At 57.8% G+C, this 23,101-nt stretch carries 17 protein-coding genes; 2 read left to right on the top strand and 15 right to left on the bottom strand.

Annotation, left to right across the window (positions count from 1 at the left end; genetic code table 11):
- Positions 1-78 precede the first annotated feature (78 nt).
- The gene (locus tag PKO02S_RS26230; RefSeq protein WP_127587792.1) at positions 79-936 is read right to left on the bottom strand and encodes a DUF72 domain-containing protein; all 858 of its coding nucleotides are present in this window, start codon (positions 934-936) and stop codon (positions 79-81) included.
- A complete protein-coding gene (locus PKO02S_RS26225; RefSeq protein ID WP_127587791.1) occupies positions 933-1,592 on the bottom strand; it encodes a phosphatase PAP2 family protein in 660 nt (219 codons plus the stop codon). The genes PKO02S_RS26230 and PKO02S_RS26225 overlap by 4 nt, the downstream gene beginning before the upstream one ends.
- A gap of 115 nt (positions 1,593-1,707) precedes the next feature.
- Between PKO02S_RS26225 and PKO02S_RS26220 the strand changes: the two genes are divergently transcribed.
- Positions 1,708-2,943, top strand: a complete 1,236-nt coding sequence (locus tag PKO02S_RS26220) for an aminopeptidase (protein ID WP_127587790.1) — start codon at positions 1,708-1,710, stop codon at positions 2,941-2,943.
- Between the two features lie 831 nt (positions 2,944-3,774).
- On the opposite strand, the gene PKO02S_RS26215 is transcribed toward PKO02S_RS26220, so the two are convergent.
- The 6 genes from PKO02S_RS26215 to PKO02S_RS26190 all read right to left on the bottom strand — a co-directional run bounded on the left by PKO02S_RS26215 (position 3,775) and on the right by PKO02S_RS26190 (position 11,256).
- Complete coding sequence (locus PKO02S_RS26215) at positions 3,775-4,605, bottom strand: sugar phosphate isomerase/epimerase family protein (protein ID WP_127587789.1); 831 nt, start codon at positions 4,603-4,605, stop codon at positions 3,775-3,777.
- Between the two features lie 24 nt (positions 4,606-4,629).
- Positions 4,630-5,790, bottom strand: a complete 1,161-nt coding sequence (locus tag PKO02S_RS26210) for a dihydrodipicolinate synthase family protein (protein WP_127587788.1) — start codon at positions 5,788-5,790, stop codon at positions 4,630-4,632.
- Positions 5,791-5,810: 20 nt separating this feature from the next.
- On the bottom strand, positions 5,811-6,962 hold the full coding sequence (locus PKO02S_RS26205) for a Gfo/Idh/MocA family protein (RefSeq protein ID WP_127587787.1): 1,152 nt from the start codon (positions 6,960-6,962) through the stop codon (positions 5,811-5,813).
- 146 nt (positions 6,963-7,108) lie between these two features.
- Positions 7,109-8,929: a glycerol-3-phosphate dehydrogenase/oxidase gene (locus PKO02S_RS26200; protein WP_127587786.1), complete on the bottom strand. Its 1,821-nt coding sequence runs from the start codon at positions 8,927-8,929 to the stop codon at positions 7,109-7,111.
- Between the two features lie 143 nt (positions 8,930-9,072).
- Positions 9,073-10,605, bottom strand: coding sequence for a glycerol kinase GlpK (gene glpK, locus PKO02S_RS26195; protein WP_373865248.1), 1,533 nt, complete (start codon positions 10,603-10,605; stop codon positions 9,073-9,075).
- A gap of 75 nt (positions 10,606-10,680) precedes the next feature.
- Positions 10,681-11,256, bottom strand: coding sequence for a glycerol-3-phosphate responsive antiterminator (locus PKO02S_RS26190; protein ID WP_373865247.1), 576 nt, complete (start codon positions 11,254-11,256; stop codon positions 10,681-10,683).
- 229 nt (positions 11,257-11,485) lie between these two features.
- On the opposite strand from PKO02S_RS26190, the gene PKO02S_RS26185 reads away from it, so the two are divergent.
- Positions 11,486-12,112 (top strand): DUF3298 and DUF4163 domain-containing protein, encoded by a 627-nt coding sequence (locus PKO02S_RS26185; RefSeq protein WP_127587784.1) that lies wholly within the window; start codon positions 11,486-11,488, stop codon positions 12,110-12,112.
- Positions 12,113-12,174: 62 nt separating this feature from the next.
- Here the strand turns inward: PKO02S_RS26185 and PKO02S_RS26180 are convergent, their stop codons facing one another.
- From PKO02S_RS26180 to PKO02S_RS26150, 7 genes are all read right to left on the bottom strand, one after another.
- Positions 12,175-13,056 carry a TetR/AcrR family transcriptional regulator gene (locus PKO02S_RS26180; protein ID WP_127587783.1) on the bottom strand — a complete coding sequence of 294 codons (882 nt, stop codon included), beginning with the start codon at positions 13,054-13,056 and terminating at the stop codon, positions 12,175-12,177.
- A gap of 21 nt (positions 13,057-13,077) precedes the next feature.
- Positions 13,078-16,269, bottom strand: coding sequence for an efflux RND transporter permease subunit (locus PKO02S_RS26175; RefSeq protein WP_127587782.1), 3,192 nt, complete (start codon positions 16,267-16,269; stop codon positions 13,078-13,080).
- 275 nt (positions 16,270-16,544) lie between these two features.
- On the bottom strand, positions 16,545-16,904 hold the full coding sequence (locus tag PKO02S_RS26170; protein ID WP_127587780.1) for a response regulator: 360 nt from the start codon (positions 16,902-16,904) through the stop codon (positions 16,545-16,547).
- A gap of 83 nt (positions 16,905-16,987) precedes the next feature.
- Positions 16,988-18,505, bottom strand: a complete 1,518-nt coding sequence (locus PKO02S_RS26165) for a hypothetical protein (RefSeq protein ID WP_127587778.1) — start codon at positions 18,503-18,505, stop codon at positions 16,988-16,990.
- 73 nt (positions 18,506-18,578) lie between these two features.
- Complete coding sequence (locus tag PKO02S_RS33475) at positions 18,579-20,009, bottom strand: sensor histidine kinase (RefSeq protein ID WP_246067449.1); 1,431 nt, start codon at positions 20,007-20,009, stop codon at positions 18,579-18,581.
- Positions 20,006-20,680: a response regulator transcription factor gene (locus PKO02S_RS26155; RefSeq protein ID WP_127587776.1), complete on the bottom strand. Its 675-nt coding sequence runs from the start codon at positions 20,678-20,680 to the stop codon at positions 20,006-20,008. The genes PKO02S_RS33475 and PKO02S_RS26155 overlap by 4 nt, the downstream gene beginning before the upstream one ends.
- Positions 20,677-22,500: an ABC transporter ATP-binding protein gene (locus PKO02S_RS26150; protein WP_127587774.1), complete on the bottom strand. Its 1,824-nt coding sequence runs from the start codon at positions 22,498-22,500 to the stop codon at positions 20,677-20,679. The genes PKO02S_RS26155 and PKO02S_RS26150 overlap by 4 nt, the downstream gene beginning before the upstream one ends.
- Between the last annotated feature and the right edge of the window lie 601 nt (positions 22,501-23,101).

Raw genomic sequence — 23,101 nt, 5'->3', positions numbered from 1 at the left:
TATAGTACCGCTCAAAAAAATGTAAATAATTGAATCCCTTTCAAATGACAGCCGGCCATGCGATAGCAGACCGCATAATCATTCAAACAAATCCAGCTGCACCGGAGAAGGGGCGGGCAGGTCGGGATGCGGGAGGCCGAGCATGTCCATCAGCTCCAGCGCGTTCTTGGCGGCGTGGCCGCCGGAGTTGTTGTTGAAGATGACGCACACTTCGCGGCACTGCGCTTCCAACTGACGCAGCCAGCCCACCCATTCCGTCAGCTCCTCGGTGCTGTATTGGTACAAGTAGCGCACGGCCCGCCAATCGACGTCGGGTTTGTTCGTCCAACCGCCGGCATTACGGCCGTGGAAGCGCACGATCGTCGCCTCCGGGTTCGCCGCCTCGAGCACGGTCGGCACCGAGCCGGGCAGCACCTGCGGTTCGTCGCAGACGCTATGCATCCAGCCGGCTTCGCGCATGAACGCCATCGTCCGCTCGCGGAACTCCGGGCTGAACCAGGACTGATGCCGAAACTCGAGCGCCACCGGACAATCGCCGACTCGGGTTTTGGCATCCCGGAGCACCGCCACATTTTCACGCGTACAATCAAACCAAGGCGGATACTGGAATAGCACCGCTCGCAGCTTGCCCGCCTCCCGCACCGGCCGGATCGACTGGAAGAACGCTTCGAACATCGTCTCCGTATCCGGGAACGGATTCCTGCCACGTAGATGGCCGGTCATCCCCTGGTACGCCTTCACGACGAACTGAAAGCCGTCCGGCGTCTCCTCCACCCATCGCTCATAGCTTTTCTCGGCCTGCACCGCATAGAAGGAGCTGTCCACCTCGACCAAGTCAAAATAGCGCCCATAAGCTCGCAACCGACCCTGCGCGTTTACAGCGTCCGTATAAATATCGCCGTGATCGCCCCAGCCCGCCAGCCCGACTCGGATCATACGCGTCTCCCCCTCCCTTTTCCCCAGCCCAGCCGATGGACGAACCACCAGATCGACAGCAGCAGCCAAATCCCGCTAGCCAGGTACGCCCCCAGAATATCGCTAGGATAGTGCACGCCCAGATACACCCGGCTGCCGCCGATGGACAGAATAAACACGACGCTAACCAGCACCAGCACCATTTTTCCCCAGGTAGAAGCAATATGCCGCCATAACAAATACACCAATATGCCATAAAAAGAAAAGGCCGCCATGGAGTGCCCGCTCGGGAAGCTATAGCCCGTTTCTTCGATTAACCGGTGCAGGTTAGGTCGATCCCGCTGAAAGAGCAGCTTCAGGCCGATATTTAACAAAGACGAACCCCCGAGCGTCCAAAGGAACAGGAGCACTTCTCGACGATGACCTAGCACAAAATATAAAAACAACACGACCAACACGGCCAGCACAACCACCACTTCGCCGCTGCCGATCCATGTAAAACCCTTCATCACTTTCGTCCAACCGGGCGACTCCAAGCCTTGGATTGCCGATGTAATGGCAGTATCAAATCGGTGGAACCGATTATGCCCAACAAGCAAAGCAACCCCCGAGAACACGGCGGCAAGCAGCAGGCTGGCAAAAAAAGCACGGGTCAAGCGGGACGATGAGGCTGGCAATGGTCATTTCTCCTTCGCGGTCGGGATCGGAGTTGCGTACTTTTGCATCTTGGTGATGGTTTCCCTTAGAATAGAATAAATGCCATTTCCGATCAAGTGGAGGGGGACCCGCATTATGAGCAAAACATTCGAAGAACAACAAAACCAATATGCCGAGTTGATCGTCAAGGTCGGTTTGAATTTGCAGCAAGGCCAGAAGCTGATCCTGATGTCGACTTTGGCTACGGCCGGCTTCGCTCGTGTGATCGCACGCACAGCTTATGAGGCTGGTGCTAGAGATGTGATCGTAGAGTGGACGGACGAGCAGATGACAGCTATCCGGATGAAGCAGGCGCCGGAGGAAGCTTTGGATGAGTTCCCGGCTTGGAAAGCTAATGGAATGGAAGAAATGGCGGCGGAAGGTGCGGCATTGATGCAAATCTACGCTCCGAATCCGGATTTGCTGAAGGATGCCGACCCGGCTCGCGTGAGCCGTGCGACCAAAGCTCGCGCCCTGGCGATGCAGAAATTCAATGTCTACACCCGCACATCCCGCATCAGTTGGCTGATCGCTTCGGTGCCTACGCCCGATTGGGCGGCCAAGCTGTTCGCGGACATCGCCGACGAAGGCGAGCGGATGGTTAAGCTGTGGGATACGATCTTTTCGATGAATCGCGTGAGTGAGGCGGACCCGGTCGAAGCATGGCGGGAGCATATCGCACAGTTGACTGCCAAACGAGAATGGCTGAACGACCAGGCGTTCCGCAAGCTTCACTACAAAGGCCCAGGCACGGATCTTACCATAGGCTTGCCTGAAAAGCATATGTGGGTGTCCGCGCAGCAGCAAAACGAGAAAGGCGTCACCTATGTGCCGAACCTGCCGACCGAAGAGGTGTTCACGATTCCGTCCAAGCTCGAGGTGGATGGCACGGTGACCAGCACGATGCCGCTCAATCACGCCGGACAAGTGATCGACAAGTTCAGCTTGACGTTCCGCGAAGGCCGCATCGTCGATTGCGCTGCGGAGGTTGGCTTGGAGGCTTTGAAGCAGCTGATTGCGAGCGACGAGGGCTCGCACTACTTGGGCGAGGTTGCGCTTGTGCCGGATCAGTCGCCGATTTCGCAGTCGGGCATTATTTTCTACAACACGTTGTACGACGAAAATGCTTCCTGCCACCTGGCGATCGGCTCCGCTTACCCGTTCACGCTGAAGGGCGGCACCGAGATGACGCGTGAGCAGTTGGATGAAGCCGGCGCGAACTACAGCATCATGCATGTCGACTTCATGATCGGCTCCGCCGAGCTGGACATCGACGGCGAACGCGCCGACGGCACGCGGTTGCCGGTGTTCCGTCAGGGGAACTGGGTTTAAAGGAAACAGCTTCACCTACGGCCTTACGATTGGCTGTTGGGTGAAGCTGTTTTAGTTGGTGGCTAGGGGATAAAGCGATCTATTAAATATGCAACGTTAATCGTGGGGAGACCGATCATAGCAAGCAGATTTAAAGTTCCAATCTGTTGCTGCACCCGTGATACTTTGTCTAAATTTCTCTTAAAAATGAAGTCTATTAACAATAAAAACATCAAACATAATATGAAAATTAGCACGAACAAGTAACTCTTGAAGTCATTGAACAAACTACCTTCTCTTAGATCATCATACACACTGAAGCAGAGATTAATCGGAATAAGCCAGTAGTACAAACGAATCGTCCACCTATTCAATTTCAATAAATCGTTTCCTGCCAGACGGAGAATTATCGCTAATAAGACTATTCCGCCAACTGTGACTCCTCCAATAACTAATATCAAGGGTATGTTCATCTATTGCTCCTCAGAGAACAACTTCGCGGAAGGGCAAACGCTCCCTGATGTGAATACGCAGTTGGCCGGAAGCTTGCAAGGGCGACACAGCTCTGGTGATCTTCAAGTAGGACTGCTAACACGGAGATCTCCTCTCTGCACGCATTTCGCAGTAGATCAAGCTCACAAATAAACATAATTATTATACCTTACACCATACCAATTCCATAGACTCCCGAACCCACTCACCAGAATAACGTTATGGGATCACCTTATTCGCTGCATTTCCCCCATTCGCAGCAAAATAGTGTTATGCCTACAAAAAGACGAGCAGTCCATAGACCACCCGTCTCTTAAAAACCAATACCAGTACCAACATCACCAGCAATGCCAATGCCAATTAGCAATGCTCCAAGTAACGCTTCTTCATCAAATCGACGACTTCGTCGCCCGGCATGTCCCAGATCGCTTGGTTGAAAATTTCAACCTCGATCGGGCCCGTGTAGCCGGCTTCTTCTACAGCAGCGCGGATTTTGCGCAGCTCGATGACGCCGTCGCCCATCATGCCGCGACCGAGCAGCATATCGGGCATCGGCACGATCCAATCGGACACGTGGAAGCCGAGGATACGGCCGTCCGCGCCGGCACGCGCGATTTGCGGGTACAGGTTCGGGTCCCACCAGACGTGGAACACGTCAACGACGACGCCCACTTCCTCTGGCGTATACAGCTGCGCCATCGTGGTCGCCTGCTCCAGCGTCGTGACGACGGAGCGCTGCGCGGCGTACATCGGGTGCAGCGGCTCGATGCCGAGCTTCACGCCGCGTTCGCGCGCATAGGGCACGATCTCGGCGATGCCTTCGGCCACCTGAGCGCGCGCGCCCTCGATGTCGCGGTCCGCAGCCGGGCCGCATACGAGCACGAGCACTTCGGCGCCGAGCTCGGCCGCCTCGTCAACCGCGCGGCGGTTGTCGTCGATGCGAGCCCGACGCTCTGCCGCTGTGGCCGCCGGGAAGTAGCCCCCGCGGCACAGGCTGGAGACGCGCAGACCCGCGTCCTGCGCCAGCTTGCGGCTAGCCGACAAACCGGCAGCCTCGACCTTGTCGCGCCACATGGCGATCCAAGGCACTCCGGCACGGGCGCAGCCGTCCACCGCTTCTTTCATATTCCAAGCGTTGGTGGTGATTTGGTTCAAGCTAAGCCGATCTATATTCTGAAAAGGCTGTGTCATAACGTTCTAATCTCCTTCCTGAGCTTAAGCTCCGGCCAGCTTCAATACGAGCTGCATCCGCTCGGCGGCCAGGTCCGGGTTCACGAGCAGGCCCGCTTGATCGGCCATCACGAACAGGTCGGACAGATGCACGATCGAACGCGAGCCCTCCGCTCCGCCGATCATGCGGAAGTGGGATTGGTGACCGTTCAGGTACGCCATGAACACGATCCCCGTCTTGTAAGCATAAGTAGGACGTTGGAAAATATGCCGCGACAACGGTACGGTCTTCTCCAGCAAAGCGTCGAAACGGTTCACGTCGCCGTTGTCCAAAGCATGGATCGCAGCGGCGGCCGCAGGCGCGATCGCGTCGAAGATGCCGAGCAGCGCATGGCTGTAGCCTTGCTCGTCGCCCTTGATCAGCTCCGGATAGTTGAAGTCGTCGCCGGTGTACATCTTCACGCTGGCCGGCAATTGTCGGCGCATGACGATTTCCTTGTCCTTGTCGAGCAGCGAGATCTTGATGCCGTCGACCTTGGACTCATTGGCGCGAATAACCCGCAAGCAAACATCCATAGCCGCGTCGGCATCCTTATGGCCCCAGTATCCGGCCAGCTGCGGATCGAACATGTCGCCCAACCAATGCAGGATGACAGGCTCTTTCACTTGGCTCAGGATTTTGCCGTACACGCGCTCGTAGTCTTCCGGGCTCTTGGCGCAAGCGGCCAAAGCGCGGGAAGCCATCAGGATGATACGGCCGCCTTGCGACTCGACGAAGCTGCATTGCTCTTCATAAGCGGCTTCGACTTGCTCCAGCGTGACGTTCGGTCCCGGCGAGAGGTGATCGGTGCCCGCGCCGGAGGCGATCCGACCTCCGACGGCACGAGCTTCCGCTGTGGAGCGGGCGATCAGCTCCTTGGCGCGCTCCCAGTTGAGGCCCATGCCGCGCTGGGCGGTGTCCATCGCTTCCGCGACGGCCAGACCGAGCGACCACAGGTGGCGGCGGTACGCCAGCGTGCCGTCCCAATCGATCTGCGCGTTGTTGAGCGGATCGGCATCGGCGAACGGATCGCACACGACATGCGCGGCCGAGTAGGCGATGCGGCTCTGCAGCGGTGCCTTCGGCAATTCTATGACAGCGGCTTGACCCGGCGTATATTCACGCCGGGTGCCGCCTGCTTGCGGCAAAATCAATTTCTGAGGCATCTTCTTCGTCCTCCCGTCGATTACAGGCTCAGCTTCGGTACGTCAACCCAGCGGCGCTCAGCCCACGATTGCAGACCGAGGTCGGCCAATTGCGTGCCTTTGGCGCCTTCGAGCAGGTCCCAAGGGAACGGGGTGTCGAGAACGATATGCTTCAGGAACAGCTCCCATTGGATCTTGAAGCCGTTGTCGAATACTTGGTTGCCCGGCACATCATCCCATTGCTCGATGAACTTGAACGGATTCTCGATATCCGGATTCCACGTCGGCTTCGGTGTGTGTACACGATGTTGCGCCTTGCAATCACGCAGGCCGGCAACTGCGCTGCCGTCTGTCCCGTCTACATGGATGGTCAGCAGGTCGTCACGATTGACGCGAGTCGTCCAAGAGGAGTTCGCTTGCACCACGATGCCGCCTTCCAGCTCGAAGGTTGCGTAAGCAGCGTCGTCAGCCGTAGCTTCGTAACGCTCGCCTTTTTCGTCCCAACGCTCAGGAACATGAGTCACGCCCAAGCAAGATACGGATTTCACTTCACCGAACAGGTTGTCGAGCACATACCGCCAGTGAGCGAACATGTCGACGATAATGCCGCCGCCGTCTTCTTTGCGATAGTTCCAAGAAGGACGTTGTCCCGGCTGCCAGTCGCCTTCGAATACCCAGTACCCGAACTCCATGCGAACCGACAGGATGCGGCCGAAGAAACCGGAGTCCACGAGACGCTTCAGCTTGATCAGCCCCGGCAGGAACAGCTTGTCTTGCACGACGCCGTTCTTCACGCCTGCTTGACGAGCGAGACGAGCCAGCTCCATGGAAGCGTCCAGATCGGTAGCGGTCGGCTTTTCGCAATAAATATGTTTGCCTGCTGCAATGGCTTGCTTGATGGCTTCTGCGCGGCGAACCGTTGTTTGCGAGTCGAAGTAGATTACATTGTAAGGATCAGCCAGGCAAGCGTCCAGGTCGGTGCTTACGCGGGTGATGCCATGCTTCTGCGCGAGGTCTTGCAGCTTGCTTTCTTGACGTCCTACGAGGACAGGGTCCGGCATAATGGTGTCGCCGTTGTGCAGCAGAATGCCGCCTTGCTTGCGGATCGCTACGATCGAACGGATCAAGTGCTGGTTCGTGCCCATCCGTCCGGTAACGCCGTTCATAATAATGCCTACTTGATGAGTGGCCATTGTTCATTTCTCCCTTTTTCTAATGGATTTGGTGAAGTGCATCAACGTTATGCCCTCATTGTATCCCTTAGAAACGGTCGCGTCTTGTGAATCCCAGAACTGAATTCTCAATTTCGGAAATGATCGCTTACCCCATATCTTCTCCGTCAAAAATGATCCCGATCCGCCGGCACGACCGCTTCCTGCAGCCGCCGCTCCAATTCCTCCGCATAAGCTGCCGTCTGATTGGAAGACCACCCGTAGATATCGCTCATCCAATCAAGCACCTGCGTCTTCCAACGCTTCACCCATTCGATGTCAAAATAAAGCGCACCCGTCCGACGGATAAAAAAGTCGACCGGCTTCACCGCCATCTCTTCGTTGACCGCGTATTGCACCTCTGCACGAACGACGGCTTCCTCCAAGGCTGTCCTGCCACTGTCAACACCAACACCATCGCCATTTACGCCTGCAGCATCGGCACCGGCTCCAGCACGACCATCAGCACCACCAGCACTTGCACCAACTCCAGCACGACCACCAGCACCACCAGCACTTGCACTGGCTCCAGCACCGGCATCGCCGCGACCCGCAAGCTCGCGCACCAGCCCGAACAGACGGCTCACATTCGAGCCGTACCGCCCCACCAGCCGTACCGCGTCCGCCGGCTCCAGCCCCATTGCCTGCGCCTCCGCCAGCTTCGCGGCGCGAAAAGCCGCCAGCCCGTCGGACCCGCCGACGTCGCCGCCGGAGAGCGGCAGCCGCTTCGTCCGGCTGGCCGGAATCGGGGCCGCACCGCCCTGCTCCAGCAGGCCCGCGGCCAAATTGACGACGGCCTCCGCCATCTTGCGGTAGCCGGTCAGCTTGCCCCCGGCGATCGAGATCAGGCCGGAGTCCGACACAAGCACTTCGTCCCGCCTTGATATTTCCGACGGATCCTTGCCCTCCTGATGGATGAGCGGACGCAGCCCGGACCAGCTCGACTCGACATCCCGTTCCGTCAGCTTCAGCCCGACGAACATCGTGTTCACCGCATTCAGCAAATACGTGCGATCCAACCGAGTGACCTGCGGATTCACCTTGTCTCCTTTATAATTCGTATCCGTCGTGCCGACATATGTCTTGCCGTCGCGCGGGATCGCGAACACCATACGGTTGTCGGGCGTATCGAAGTAAATCGCCTGCCGCAGCGGGAATCGCTTCTGATCGAACACCAGATGCACGCCCTTCGTGAGATGCAGCGTCTTGCCGCGCTTGGACCGGTCCTGCTCGCGCAGCGTGTCTACCCAAGGCCCGGTTGCGTTGATGATTTTTTTCGCTTTCAGCCAATACTTGCGGCCGCTCAGCAAATCGACGACCTCAACGCCGGTCAGCTTGCCGTGCTCATACACCAGCTCTTCCACGCGCGTGTAATTGATGGCGCCGGCTCCCAGCTCGACCGCCTTTTTCATGACCTCAATCGTCAATCGCGCATCGTCCGTCCGGTACTCCACGTAGTAGCCGCTCCCTTTCAGCCCGTTCGTCCCGAGCAAAGGCTCCCGCTTCAACGTCTCCTGAGCGTTCAGCATCCGGCGGCGCTCCGCTTTTTTCACCCCGGCCAAATAGTCATATACCCGCAACCCTATAGAAGTAGACCACTTCCCAAACGTGCCTCCCGCATAAATCGGCAGCAGCATCCATTCCGGCGTCGTCACGTGCGGTCCGTTCTCGTACACGATGGCGCGCTCCTTGCCGACCTCGGCAACGATCTTCACATCAAGCTGCTTCAGGTAGCGCAGACCGCCGTGCACCAGCTTAGTCGATCGGCTCGAAGTCCCCGCTGCGAAGTCCTGCATTTCCACCAACGCCGGCTTCAGCCCGCGACTGGCCGCATCCAAGGCGATGCCCGCCCCGGTAATCCCCCCGCCGATCACGAGCAGGTCGAACACCTGCTTCTCCATCTCTTGCAGCCGTTTCTCTCTATTCGTTCCTGTAAACAGGCTTTTCATCCAAACCCTCTCCTCTCTCCAAGCCGATAAATGAAAAGAAACCCCAACGAACGCTTACGCCAAAAGACGCAAACGCTGCCGCGGTTTCTCCCTGATCTCCCACCGAATATGAACTTATAGCTTCATCATAGCATATGTCGAAATTACTGAAAAGCGATAGCCGCCCGCACTGCTTTTTGCCAGCCCTTGTACAGCGCCTCGCTCGCCTCCGGCTTCATCTGCGGCTCGAACGCCGCCGCGGTCTCCCCGTGCAGGGCGACCAGCTCCGCCTGATCCCGCCAGTACCCGACCGCGAGGCCGGCCAGGAACACCGCGCCGAGCGCCGTCGTCTCCGGATTGCGCGTCCGCTCCACCGGCACGCCCAGCATGTCGCTCTGGAACTGCATCAGGAAGCGGTTCGCTGTCGCGCCGCCGTCCACCCGCAGCTTGCGCAGCGTGATCCCGGAGTCCTCCTCCATCGCGCCCAGCACGTCCCGCGTCTGATATGCGAGCGATTCCAGCGTCGCCCGGACGATATGCGCCCGGGTCGTCCCCCGCGTGACGCCGAACATCGCACCGCGGACGCGGCTGTCCCAATACGGCGTACCCAGCCCGACGAAAGCCGGCACGACATAGACGCCGTCCGACGATTCCACTTGCAGCGCCAGCGTCTCGCTCTCCGTCGACGACTCGATCACCTGCAGCCCGTCGCGCAGCCATTGGATCGCCGAGCCCGCGACGAAAATGCTGCCCTCGAGCGCATACTCGACTTTTCCATTAATCCCCCAAGCGATCGTCGTCAGCAGGCCGTTTTGGGAGCCGATCGCCTCCGTTCCGGTGTTCATCAGCATGAAGCAGCCGGTGCCGTATGTGTTTTTGGCCATGCCCCGCTCGTAGCACAGCTGCCCGAACAACGCCGCTTGCTGATCGCCAGCCGCCCCTGCGATCGGGATGCCGCCGCCGATGCCAATGCAATTGCCTGTACTTGTGCCTGCACCTGTGCCTGTACCTGTGCCGTCCGCTGTTGCCGCCGTATGGCCGTACACTTCCGATGACGATCGCACCTCAGGCAGCATAGAAGCTGGGATATCGAGCAGCTCGAGCAGCTCAGGGTCCCACCGCAGCTCATGAATGTTGTACAGCAGCGTCCGCGAAGCGTTCGTGTAGTCCGTCACATGCACCGCACCGCCCGTCAGCTTCCAGATCAGCCAAGTGTCGATCGTGCCGAACAGCAGCTCCCCCGCTTCCGCCCGCTCGCGCGCGCCTGATACGTGATCGAGGATCCATTTGATTTTCGTCCCCGAGAAATAAGCATCAATGAGCAGCCCCGTCTTCGCTCGGATGAGGTCGGCATGTCCGCCCGCCTGCAAGCTCTCGCAGATCGGCATCGACTGCCGGGATTGCCAGACGATCGCCCGATAAACGGGTTCCCCGGTCCGTTTGTCCCAAACGACCGTCGTTTCCCGCTGATTCGTGATGCCGATGCCCGCGATTTGCTCCGCTTTTAGCTTAGCTTGCTCCATCGCCAGTCCAACCACTCGCTCGACCGACCGCCATATTTCCAGCGCATCATGCTCCACCCAGCCCGGCTGCGGAAAATGCTGCGTGAACTCCTGCTGCGCCATCTGCACCACTTGGCCCTGCCGATCGATAAGGAGCGCCCGGCTGCTCGTCGTCCCCTGATCAATCGCCAACATGTATTGCTGCTCCACCCGCATCTCCTCCTTCTTTCTCCCAGTCCCCCGGCCTTGACTCCACACCACTCCGCCGAGCTAACCTTTTCCCCGCCCCTCAAAAGGAACCCACAACTCCTTATGCGAAGTCGTAACAGCTGTCGCTCCGGCTTGCAGCGCTTGCCGCACCTCGTCCGCCGTTCGGATCAAGCCGCCTGCGAACACCGGGATGCCCGTCCGTTCCCGCACCTCTGAGATAAGCGACGGGATGATGCCCGGCAGCACCTCGATAAAGTCCGGCTGCGTTCGTTCGAACAGCGTGTAGCTTTTCTCCAGCGCCCCGGTATCGAGCAGGAACAGCCGCTGAATCGCCAGCAAGCCGTTCTGCTTCGCCTTCGCGATGACGCCCGCTCTCGTGGAGATCAGCCCCGCCGGACGAATCGATTGGCACAGAAACTCCGCCGCATACTCGTCGTTTTTCAACCCCTCGACCAGATCCACGTGCAGCAGCAGCTTTTTCCCACGCGACCGGGCCAGATCGACCAATGGCTTGAGTTGCCCCACATGGCTGTCCAGCAGGACGATATACGTAAAATTCGAATTCAGCAGCTTCTCCAGGTCCTTCACTTTCCGGACGGCCGGCAGCACCGATTGCTGCTCCAAAGTGATCTCCATGCGCCTCTACTCCACCAGGTTTCCCGAAACTAAAAAAGCACACCAATCGCCCTTGTTCGCCATGCTCCCGCCAACAAATGCAACTTATGTGCGTCTCCGTTTCTCCACCACATGTTATGAACTTGCCTACATTGTAAACTTGCGGCTCGGCGAATGTCAATCCACGGTTAGGCTGAATAGGCTATTGGAGCCGAAATTCAGAACCTGGAAAGAAGGGAACGATTGCCTTATGACCTCCTACGAACTGCCTGTTCCGGTGGAAACCCGCCTCCTCACCTCGCCCGGCGTCAAAATCGAGTACCCCGTCATCACGGTCCCCGACAATCCGAAAGCCACGCATGCGATCAACCACGCCATCCTGCAGCTGGTGCGCACGATACAGCACGATCAGCTCAAGCTGATGACCGGGACATCGCTCGAGATGATCGGCAGCTACGAAATCAAGACGAACGAACGCGGTCTGCTCAGCCTGCTGGTCAGCAACTACGCCTACTCTTCGCCGATGGCGCATGGCAACACGATCGCGAAATCGCTCACGTTCGACGTGAACACCGGCCGCGCCTACTCGCTGGGCGAGCTGTTCAAGCCGGGCTCGGACTACGTCAAGGCGCTGTCCGCGCTGATCGCCGCCCAGATCAAGGCACGCGACCTGCCGCTGCTCGATGACGGGTTCCAGGCGATCAAGCCGAACCAGGACTACTACTTGGCGGACAAAGCTCTGGTGGTGTATTTTCAGCTGTACGAGATCACTCCGTATTACGTCGGGCTGCCGATGTTCCCGATCAATGTGTACGACTTGCTGTCCATCGCGGCCGATCCGGGGCCATTGGCCTCTTTGTCGGTGGCTGTGATATAGGCAGACGCAACAAACTCGCCCCCACCACCCGAGGACGAGTTTTCGCTATGCCACTTACCATCTTACAACTGAAAATACCGCTCAATATTCGCGATCGGCTTCTTCAGCTTCGCCGCCTTCAGCCCTCGCAGCAGAGCGAGCATCCCCTTCACGAGCACAAGCTGAGGCTCCGGCTTCTCGAACTCGGCCTCGAGCATCTGCAGCGCGGAGTCCAGCTCGGCCCGCTTCGCCGGGCTGAGCTGGAGCGAGTCGGCCATCCCGCGGATGGCCTCGAGCTCCTCCGCCAAGCCCGTCGGCGGCTTGAAGCCGAACGGACTCTGCGCGAACAGCCGGCCGATCGTCTCCGGCGGCAGCAAAGGCTCCTCACGGCGGCCGATCAGCGCCTGCACGAGATCGTCGAGCCGGTCCACGATGTACGCCGCCGTCCGCTCGAAATCGAGCTGCACCTGCTCATGGACCAGGTAGCCCATGTAGCCCGACACCATGCTCGTGAACATCGTCGCGGCGTCGAACGTATGCGGCTCCGCCTCCTGCCCGTACATCGCGGCGATGCACTTCCGGTTCTCGATGAGCGAGTACGTCTTCATCGAGAACAGAAACTGATGCAGCTCCTCGTTGACCTCGAAACGCTCCTCGAGCAGCATTTTGAAGAAGTCGCCATGCTGCACGAAGTACGCGTAGTTCAGCACCACTTGACGAATCAGCTTGTCACGGGGCGCTATCTGCGGATCCTGCATAAGCGCCCGGAACTCGAGGAACATGGTCTCGAAGTGATGCTTGCAGATCGAGACGAGCAAATCTTCCTTCGACCTGAAATAAAAGTACAACGACCCCTTGCCGATCCCCATCGTATCCGCGATGTCCTGAATGGACGTGCCCCGGTACCCCTTCTCGGCAAAACATTTCATGGCGGCTTCGATGATCTGCCGCTTTTTCTCGCTCAACGGTAGCTCACCGCCATTCCATTAAGATTCCACGGCGCGCTTGCGACGGAACTTGGACAAGAGTTCATAAACAATCGGCACGATCAGCAGCGTCAGCAATGTCGAGCTAAGCAGACCGCCGATGACCGTAACTCCGAGACCCTTGGAGATGATGCTGCCGCCTGTGCTCTCGAAGCCGAGCGCCAGCGGGAGCAAAGCCCCTACGGTAGCGAGCGCCGTCATCAAGATCGGACGCAGACGCGTTCCAGCCGCCTCCAGCAGCGCCTCCCGCGTGCTGAGTCCCTCCATTTCCTTGTGGCGCACCCGGTCGAGCAAGACGATCGCGTTCGTGACGACGATCCCGATAAGCATCAAGGCTCCCATCATCGCAGATGCGCTCAATGTCTCCCCGGCAATCCACAGGCCCAGCAAAGCGCCGATTACAGTGAACGGCAAGGAGAACAAGATCGCGAACGGCGTCAGACCGCCGCCAAACGTAATGACCAGCAGCAAGTATACAATGGCGATCGCGGCTACCATAGCCATGCCAAGCTGCGTGAACGTCTCGGTAATTTGCTCGGTAACGCCGCCGAAGTCTACCTTGACGGTTGGCGGGAGCGAGAGCGCCTTGACTTTGTCTTGAGCGGCTGCAGAAGCTTTCCCGACGTCCTTCACGGTAATATTGGCGGTAACGTCTACATACAGCTTGCCGTTCTTATGCGTGACGGAGTTCGAGGAGGTTGACTTCTCCACCTTCACGACGTCCTTCAGCGGGACTTCCACGCCCAGCGGCGACTTGATCGTTTTATTCTCGATGTCGGCGATGGAGTTGTACTGCGTTTGCTCCACATTCACATACACCTTATACGTCTTGCCTTCCACCTTCACATCCGTCAGCTCCGGACGTTGGCGTACCGGGCTTAGCGACATCGCCACCTGCCCCGCCGTCAGCCCCAACTGGCTCAGCTTGTGTTGATCGGCTACGAGGGTGTACTGCTCATACGTCTTGGACAGGCTGGAATCGATCTTCTCGAAAGAGCTGTCTTCCGCCAGCGACTTCTGAATTTGGTCGACGGCCGTCTTGATCTCCGCCAGGTTCTCCCCGTAGACCGACATGCTCAGCTTGCTGCCGCCGAAGCCGCCGCCGCCGAAGTCCATAAACGACCAGTTGCCGTTCGGCTCCAGCTTTTTCAGTTCCTCGAGCAGCTTGTCTTTTTCTTCCGCAAAATTTTTCGTCTCATTCTCATACTGCACGAAGAACAGCGCCGACTTGGACGGCCCCGGGCTGAACGGGTTCTGGCCGCCTACGGAATATTGCAGGTTGATCACCTTGTCGCGCTCCAGAATAAACTTCTCCGCCTTAAGCGCCGTCTGCTCCGAATCGGCCAACAAGCCGCCCGGCGCCGGGCTGTACGTAATCATCGCATACTTCTCTTCTTCTTCCGGCAGGAAGCTGGTCCCGATGACCGGCACGAGGCCGAAGCTCCCCAGCAGCAGGACAATCGCAATAATGAATGTAATCAGCTTATGCCCCAGCGACCAATTGAGGACCCGGCGGTAGAACATTCCCAGCGCGCCCGGTTTGTCGTCGTCGTGATGGGCTTGATTTTCTTTGATCTTGACCCCTCTGCGGAAAAAGGAATGCGTCAGCATCGGCACGATCGTGATCGCCACAAGCAAGGAGGCCAGCAGCGCGAACACCATCGTCCAAGCGAACGGCAAGAAAATTTGACCGATCGGACCGCTAACCGTGGCCAGCGGCAAGAACACGGCAATCGTGACGAGAGTCGAGGACATGATCGGCAGGAACATCTCGCGCGTGGCGTCCAGGATCAGCGCCTTGCCCTTGAGCGGCTCCGAGCGCAGATGCATGCGCCGGTAGTTGTTCTCGATGACGACGATCGAGTCGTCGACGACGCGGCCGATGGCCACCGTCATGGCGCCGAGCGTCATCGTGTTCAGCGTGATCCCCATCTGCTTCAGCACGACAAGCGCGATAAGCAGCGACAACGGGATGGACACGACCGAGATGAGCGTCGTACGGATATTCCTCAGGAACAGCAGAATAACGATAATCGCGAAAATAGCGCCGAATAAAGCTTTATTCAGCATCGTCTTCACGGATTCTTCAATCGGCTTGCCTTGATCGAACATGACGAGCACTTTCACGCCCGGATGGTCCTTCTCCAGCTGCGTGCCGATATCCTTGGCGGCATTGACGACACTGACCGTGTTCGCTTCGTTCGTCTTGGTCAGGTTGATGCCGATGGACGGATTTCCGTTGGTCCGGGAAATCGACTCCGGCCGTGTCATCAGCCTCACGTCGGCGATGTCCTTCAGCTTGACGGTCGGGATACCGCCGGCAGGTGCGCCTGTTGGGGCGCCCGCTCCTGCTCCTGTGCCAGCGCCTGGCGTTGCTCCTCCAGTTCCCACGCCAGCACCTGCTCCTATACCAGCCCCAGCACCACCGGCAGCTTGTCCAGCACCCGACGGAATCGCCGGGATCGAAATATTGTTCAGATCGTCGATCGTCGTAATATTGCCGTCGACCACAATCGCTTTCTCGGACTTCTCCATCTCGAACAAGCCGAGCGGTACGCGCAGAGCCGAAGCTTGGACGATGCCCTTCACCGTATCCTCGCTAAGGCCGAGCTGCTTCATCTTGTCTTTGTTGAACGTAAGCACGACTTCCTTCAGCTGTTGACCGGAAATCGTAACGGTCCCTACACCCTCGATCGACTCGAGCGAGCCCTTCATCTCGTTGTTCACGAGTGTCGTGATCTCGTCCAGCGACTTGTTCTCGCCTGCGATGCTGAGGGACACGACAGGGAACGCATTGAAGTTGATCCGCGTAACCTGAACCTCATGCACGCCTTCCGGACGCTGGAATGAGCTTACCGCTTGGCGAAGCTCATCCTCCGCCTTGTCGAGGTTCTTGTTATAGTCGTAGTTGACGATGATCGACGAGACGTTCTCCGAAGATGTAGAGATGACTTCCGATACGCCGCCCAAATTCTTGAGCCGCTGCTCGAGCGGCATGGTGACCTTGTCCGCCACCTCTTGCGGCGTTGCGCCAGGGTAGACGGTGTTGACCGTCAGAATAGGGATCTCGATGTTCGGGATCGTCTCCTGCTTCATAGTGACGCCCGCATAGAGCCCCGCTACCGTGACGATAATCGTCAGAATCCACAGCGCAAACTTGTTGTTAAGCGAAAAATGAATAATTCCTTTCACGGCTCCGCTCCTATCTGCCCTTATCTATTTTTGTTGAATATCGTTCGAGCATATACTCATTTTATTCGAACGCGATTCGAAAATCAATTCCTAAGGGCTGCCATCTCACTATACGAGTTGACGTAACGAGAGTCTCAACCCCTTTATTGCAATATTGTGTCCAAACTGGGAAAAAAATCGGTAGCGGCTCTGCCCTCACATAACAAAAAAAACCGCCCTTGCCGGAGCGGTTCAGCAATATCGTATATCCAAGCCAACCGCAGCCGGCCAAAAAATTAACTCAACACCTTGGCGACGGCCTCCTGAATCCGATCCTTCTGGAACGGCTTCACGACGAAATCTCGGGCGCCGCTGCTGATCGCATCGAGCACCATGTCCCGCTGCCCCATCGCCGAACAAATAATGACTTTGGCCGTCGGATCCATCTGCCGAATCAAACGGAGCGCTTCGACCCCATTCATCTCCGGCATCGTGATGTCCATGGTGACCAGGTCCGGTTTCAGCTTCGCATACTCGTCGACCGCTTCCTTACCGTTCTTGGCCTCGCCCACCACTTCATAGCCGCACTCTTCCAGCATGGTCCTCATCATAATTCGCATAAATGCCGTATCGTCAACAACCATTATTTTCGCCATTGGATGCGCCCCTTTATACCCCAGCCTTTTCCTTAGTGTAGCAGGCGATCCTGAATAATTTCTGAACAGCGGCCCCCGGTATTTCAAAATTTTCCCAACATCTTCCGTCCCCAATCCACAAGACAAATCGCACCCAAGCTATGCAGCGCCATCAGCGCGGGCATGACGTCCATCCGATACCGGGTCTGGATTTCGATGACCGCATGAATGGCCGCAAATCCCAGCAACAGCATCAAAGGCAGAGTAAACCGGGTCTCTTCCATCGACGTCCCACGAACCAGCAGCACCAGCATCGCCACCAGCCCAAACCACGCCGCCGTCACCGCCTGCACCCGCTCCGTACGAATCAACTGCTGCTGCAGATCAGGCCGATGCTGCTCCCACAAGCTCCACATGTAGGCGGAATCCTCCGCCCCCCACATGAGCTTCAGCTTGCGGACCAACAAGTCCTGTACTTGCTCCCGATCCGCCAATCGGTCCAGCATCAGTTGCCGCTCCGCCGCATTCCGTTCGTCCCCCTGAGGGAATTGCAGCACGTACTCGGTGTCCTCCTGCGACCAGCCGCCATTTGTAACGGGATTCAGCCCGACCATGAACTTCCAGTAAGGCTCCGGATTGTGAAGCGGCTGCGCCGTAACCCCGGTCGCCTGCAAAGCCAAGCTCGCCCCTTGCTGCATCACCACGTACACAACCACGACGATCGCCAGCCGCAGCCCTCTTTTCCACAGCATCCTCTGAGCGACCTGACCCCTGCCCCACAGCAAATACATTACCGCGTAACAAAGGAATGCCAGCACGAACAAGCTGCCCATCGGACGCATCCAATTTGCGAGACCCAAGCACAATCCTGCCGCCACCCACCAGCCATAACGCAACGAAAACCGTTCTCCCCGAGTAGAGCCCGCCTCACCCGCCATTCGGCCAGCCCCCAAGGACAACCCTCCACCCCCGCGCATAACCAGATACAGCCCCAGGAAAAAGAAGAACGTCGATATATGCTGGTTCGTCAGCACGGAGCCCATCATGATCTGCGGCGCATAAACCGCCATCGCCAATCCCGCGATTCGCCCGCTCCGCTCTCCGAACGACAACGCCGCCATCGCATAGACCAAATAAACCGTCGCTGTATTGAGCGCCACATTCAACAGCTTCAGCACCAGCATATGATCGCCAGACACGTACAGAATGAAGCCTTCATATAGCGCGAACCCCAACTGATACACCCAGCGGGTAAAATAATCGTTCGTCCCGAAGGAGAAATCGCCGACCGCAGCGCTCTGAGCCGCACTATACATGTCTAAGAAATCCGAAACCGGCTGCGTATTCACCGTTAGAATCCAGACCAGCCTCAGCGCGAACGCCAAGCCCAGCACGAACGCAATCGCTCGCCAACCGGGCAAAAATCGGCTCATCAGCACATCGGCCAGCACAAACAAGCTCGCAGCCGCAGCAACCCAAGCCAATACGATTCCATGGGAATCAAACCATTTTCCGCTATTTATAAACGATTGGATCGTCATCCAGCCGTAGAAAAGGACTCCCAGCCCCAGAATAAGCTTGGTCGCCCCGATCGCAATCCCTGTACGCCACCGCAACAGCACCGCATTCCCTCCTACAACAAAAGAATAGCCTACCGCACCGTACAAGTACAGTGCAGCGCAGCAGGCTATCCCGTTACAGGAGTAGTCCCCCTTTTTCCTCGCGCGTGGCCGGAAGAGGCAGCTTCACCGTGAACAAAGCTCCGCTCCCTTGGCCGTTCACAAGTCCTACCGTGACGGTCCCCCCGTGCATGTCGATGATCTTCTTCACGATCGACAGCCCTAGCCCGCTGCCCACCGAGGTGCCGGTGCGCGTACGCGACTTGTCGGCCTTGTAGAACCGCTCGAACACGTGCGGCCGATCTTCCTCCGGAATGCCGGGACCCGTATCCCAGATGCGGACGACGGCGGAGTGCTCCTCGCGCTCCAGCGAGATCCCGATCGTGCCGCCATGCGGCGTGAACTTGATGCTGTTATTGATCAGGTTGATCCACACCTGGCTGAGCAGCGCCTCGTCGGCCGCAATCTCCAGCGCCTCCAGCGAGACGTCCATCTCGATCTCCTTCTCCACCCACTGCGGCTCGCAGGCTAGCACGATCGTGCGGAGATGTTTGTCGAGGCGGAATCGCCTGCGCTCGAACGGATGATGCTGCGACTCGAGCGAGGTCAGCTTCAGCAGATTGTCGCTGAGCCGCGAGAGCCGCTTGCTCTCCGTCTCGATGATGCTCAAGTAGCGCAGTCGGTCGTTCCGTTCCAGCTGTTCATTGTACAGCGCTCGGGTGAACCCGCTGATCGAGGTGAGTGGTGACTGGATTTCGTGCGAGACATTGGAGATGAACTCCTGCCGCATTTTCTCCATCTCGCTCAGTTCCTCGGCCATATCGTTCAAGCTCTTCGCGATCGCCCCGAACGGCCCTCGGCGAGGATCCGCGTCCAGCTTTACGTCGAAGTCGCCCTTGGCCATCCTCCGCATCGCCTCCACAATCGTCTGAATCGGATGCTTCCGGCGATGCCGAAGGGACATGAGGGCCGCCGTGACCGACATGATCGTAAAAGCGAGCAAAATCGTCAGCAGCTGCTTGCCGTAATCCTGGAACAAGCTCGATGTCTCAATCTGGATGAACAAGGCATGCGGTTTGCCGTTCACCAGAAGCGACTGTCCCGTCGTGGCGACGCCATGCTGAAACGGGTTGTGGCGCGGCAGCTTCTTAAGCGTATCTCCAGCGAGTACTGCATTCACTTCGGCTGGGGTCGCCTCAACTGTACCTGAACCTGGTCCGAATGTCTTGCGATTGCCCTTCTCGTCCGCCAGCATGATCAGGTCGTTCCGCAAATTCGCCACTTGCCGCACCGTCTCGTCGGGATTCCCGCTGCGGTCAGCCTCATACAGCGCCGCAATTGTGCTGCCTCGAGCGAGCATTTCCTCCCAATGTCTGGGCTTCTGGTAATGGTCGAACAGAAACGAGATGATCAGGAAGGCGATCGACCAACAAAAGGAAATCATGAACACGACCATGACGACTTTAGCCGCAATCTCCCGTCCGCTGAAGGGGCGCTCCTCGTTCATGTCTGCACCTCCAGCCGGTAGCCGAGCCCGCGGATCGTGCTGATGCGGAACGAACAGCGGTCCTCCGGAAACCGCTCCCGCAGCCGGTTAATATGCACGTCCACCGTCCGTTCATTGCCCTCGAAGTCGAAGCCCCAGATTTGCTCGATCAGCTGCTCCCGCGAAACCGTCTTGCCCGGATAGCTCGCCAGCTTGAACAGCAGCTCGAATTCCTTGAGCGGCAGCGTCAAGCTCTGGCCGCTCAGCAGCGCCTCGTACGTCTTGCGGTTCAGCTCGAGCTCGCCGACCGTGACGACCTGCGACGTAGCGATGCGGTACCGCTTCAGCAGCGCCTTCACCCGCGCGACGAGCTCCAGCGGCTCGAACGGCTTCACCAAGTAGTCGTCGGCGCCTAGCCCGAAGCCTCTGATCTTGTTCTGCGTTTCGCCGAGCGCAGTCAGCATCAGGACGGGAAACTCATAATGCTCGCGCAGCTCCCGGCACAGCTCCCACCCGTCGACATGCGGCATCATGACGTCCAGAATGACCAGATCGGGGGACACCGTCTCGAGCAGCTTGAGCGCCTCCGCTCCGTCTCCCGCCTCGATTACATCAAACCCTTCATTGCTCAGAAATACCCGGACGAGCTCCCGAATATGGGGATCGTCATCCACCAGCAGCAACCGGCTCATAGCTCCGCCTCCTTGATCCGCAGCTGTTGATCGGCGAACTCGCGGTACATCGAGTGGGTCCGGTACAGCTCTTCATGCGTGCCGGAGCCGGTCAGTCTGCCTTTGTCGATGAAAATAATTTGGTCGGCATCCACGACTGTTGACAGCCGATGCGCGATGACAAGCGTCGTCCGCCCCTTCATCAAATTGTTGAACGCCTGCTGCACGACGATCTCCGACTTGCTGTCGAGACTCGACGTCGCCTCGTCCAGCATGAGGATGCTCGGATTGCGCAGCAGCGCCCGGGCGATCGCGATCCGCTGGCGCTGGCCGCCGGACAGCTTAATGCCGCGCTCGCCGACGTGCGTGCCGTACTTGTCCGGTAGCTCTTCGATGAAGGAATTCGCGTAAGCCATCTCGGCAGCGGCTTGAAGCTCGGCAGCGGATACTTCTCGGTCCAAGCCGTAACATATATTGTCCCGAATCGTCCCCGATAGCAGCGGACTCTCCTGCGACACATAGCCGATATGGCTCCGCCACGATTCGAGCGAATAGGCGTCGATAGGGTCGTCGCCTAGCCGGATGACGCCACGGGTCGGTTCGTAGTAGCGCTCGAGGAGCGAGAATAGCGTTGTTTTGCCGCTGCCGCTTGGTCCTACGATTGCCGTGACTTTGCCCGGATGGACGGTGAATTGCACGTCGTCCAGGATCGGCTCCCCTGCTGTTGTTGTTGTTGGATCGCCGGCATACGAGAATGTGACGTTGTCCATGACAATCGGCTGTTCGACACGATCCAGCGTGCGACCAACGCTCGGATTTTCCTCCGGCTCCTGCAGCGTCTCTACGATGCGCTCCGTGGCGCCTTTCGCCTTCTGCAGCTGAGTGAAAAACTGCGTAATTTGCCCGACCGGCATCATAATCTGGATCAAGTACAAAATAAAAGCAACCAGCTCTCCGGCCGTCAAAGCGCCTGATGAAACCCGCATGCCGCCGTAGCCGATGATGATGACCAGGAGCAGCATCATGACCGTCGACATGATCGGGGCGAGCATTGCCTGCACTTGACCTTCCTTGAGGCCGAAGCGCTGCAAGCCGTCGATCCCCCGCTGCCCGCGCGACAGCTCCGCCTTCTCGGCGCCGGACGACTTGACGAGGCGGATTTCCGAGACGACTTGCGTAAGCACGGCGGTGAACCGCGCCGTTTCGTCTTGGACGCCTTTGGAGATTTTGAACATTTGACGGCCCAGCGGAATCATGGCCGCGGCCCCCAGCGGCAGGGCGGTCAGCATCGTCAGCGTCATTTTCCAATCGAGCAGCAGCAGTACGGTGACCGATCCGATAATGGACACGATCCCGGTGACGAAACCCGCCACATGTTCGCTGATCAACCCCTTCACGACCCCCGCGTCATTCGTCAGCCGGCTGATCGTATCGCCGGTCTCGCGGTTGTCGTAATAGGCGATCGGCAGCCGCAGCAGCTTGCGCCATAGCCGCTCCCGCAGCCGGGCCACTACATGCTGCCCCGCGCGATTCAGCAAGTAGATGGACAAGCCGGACGCCACCGCCTGCGCGAGGAACGCGAGCACGAGCAAGGCGATCTGGCCGGTGCCGATCGAGGACACGGAGAAGCTGTCCACCATGTTTTTGCTGAACAGCGGCACGAACAGGCTGACCAGCGTCGTCGCCAGGCTGAGCGTCAGCGCCAGCGCGAGCAGCGCCTTGGAGGGACGGGTTTGCTGGATGAGGCGGATAAACGGCTTCCAGCCGACTTGTTTGGCGGAAGCTTCGGGTTTATGAGTCGGAACGGCACGTCCGCCGTTTAGTGCGGATTCATGAGCCATGGCGATGAACACTCCTATCTCTACAAGCGTGTACGCATCTTGCTGCGTTGTCTTCACTATAAGCCTGGAATGTGAACGCAGTTTAAACTTATTTTAGGTTCTTTACACGGTTGGAAGCAAACCTAACGGAGTAGGTTTGTTGAATAATTTCAATCGTTCGTTATGGTATGATGAGAGTATATAATCTTAATGCAAACTTTGGTGGTGAAGGGAATGGAAAAACTCCGTTTTACAGAAGAGCTCATGGAATATATCTCGAACATGAACAGTGACAACTCGGTTTTTCAGTTCTTTATTCCTGGAAAAGGAAAGTTTACGCTTGTCCTTCAAGAGGAAGATCAACAATCAATATGTACGGACGTAGAACTTTTAAAATCTCTCTCCCCTAAGGATTTTGTTTAATGAGCACCCGAAACATCATCTGCTCCCACGTGTAAAGGATAAGCTAATTCAATTTCGGAGTTCTCGATTTCCCCCCGAGGAGACACTCGACTTTTTGGCTCAGGTTGTTCTAGAAACTGATGATTTATAGATGTATAGATCATTATTACTCAGGTCCCCTGAACAAACAGGGGATTTTTCTAGTCTAGCTTCATTTCAG

The organism is Paenibacillus koleovorans NBRC 103111 (assembly GCF_004000845.1).
Classification (GTDB): domain Bacteria; phylum Bacillota; class Bacilli; order Paenibacillales; family NBRC-103111; genus Paenibacillus_AA; species Paenibacillus_AA koleovorans.
The sequence above is the reverse complement of the archived record's forward strand: the minus strand, read 5'-3'. Positions and strand labels throughout refer to the sequence as shown.

Coding starts and splice junctions, on each gene's coding strand:
- PKO02S_RS26220 (WP_127587790.1), top strand. CDS start 1,708: ATGAGCAAAACATTCGAAGAACAACAAAACCAATATGCCGAGTTGATC.
- PKO02S_RS26200 (WP_127587786.1), bottom strand. CDS start 8,929: ATGAAAAGCCTGTTTACAGGAACGAATAGAGAGAAACGGCTGCAAGAG.
- PKO02S_RS26230 (WP_127587792.1), bottom strand. CDS start 936: ATGATCCGAGTCGGGCTGGCGGGCTGGGGCGATCACGGCGATATTTAT.
- PKO02S_RS26205 (WP_127587787.1), bottom strand. CDS start 6,962: ATGGCCACTCATCAAGTAGGCATTATTATGAACGGCGTTACCGGACGG.
- PKO02S_RS26150 (WP_127587774.1), bottom strand. CDS start 22,500: ATGGCTCATGAATCCGCACTAAACGGCGGACGTGCCGTTCCGACTCAT.
- PKO02S_RS26210 (WP_127587788.1), bottom strand. CDS start 5,790: ATGCCTCAGAAATTGATTTTGCCGCAAGCAGGCGGCACCCGGCGTGAA.
- PKO02S_RS26215 (WP_127587789.1), bottom strand. CDS start 4,605: ATGACACAGCCTTTTCAGAATATAGATCGGCTTAGCTTGAACCAAATC.
- PKO02S_RS33475 (WP_246067449.1), bottom strand. CDS start 20,009: ATGAACGAGGAGCGCCCCTTCAGCGGACGGGAGATTGCGGCTAAAGTC.
- PKO02S_RS26155 (WP_127587776.1), bottom strand. CDS start 20,680: ATGAGCCGGTTGCTGCTGGTGGATGACGATCCCCATATTCGGGAGCTC.
- PKO02S_RS26190 (WP_373865247.1), bottom strand. CDS start 11,256: ATGGAGATCACTTTGGAGCAGCAATCGGTGCTGCCGGCCGTCCGGAAA.
- glpK (WP_373865248.1), bottom strand. CDS start 10,605: ATGTTGGCGATTGATCAGGGGACGACGAGCAGCCGGGCGCTCCTTATC.
- PKO02S_RS26170 (WP_127587780.1), bottom strand. CDS start 16,904: ATGGCGAAAATAATGGTTGTTGACGATACGGCATTTATGCGAATTATG.
- PKO02S_RS26185 (WP_127587784.1), top strand. CDS start 11,486: ATGACCTCCTACGAACTGCCTGTTCCGGTGGAAACCCGCCTCCTCACC.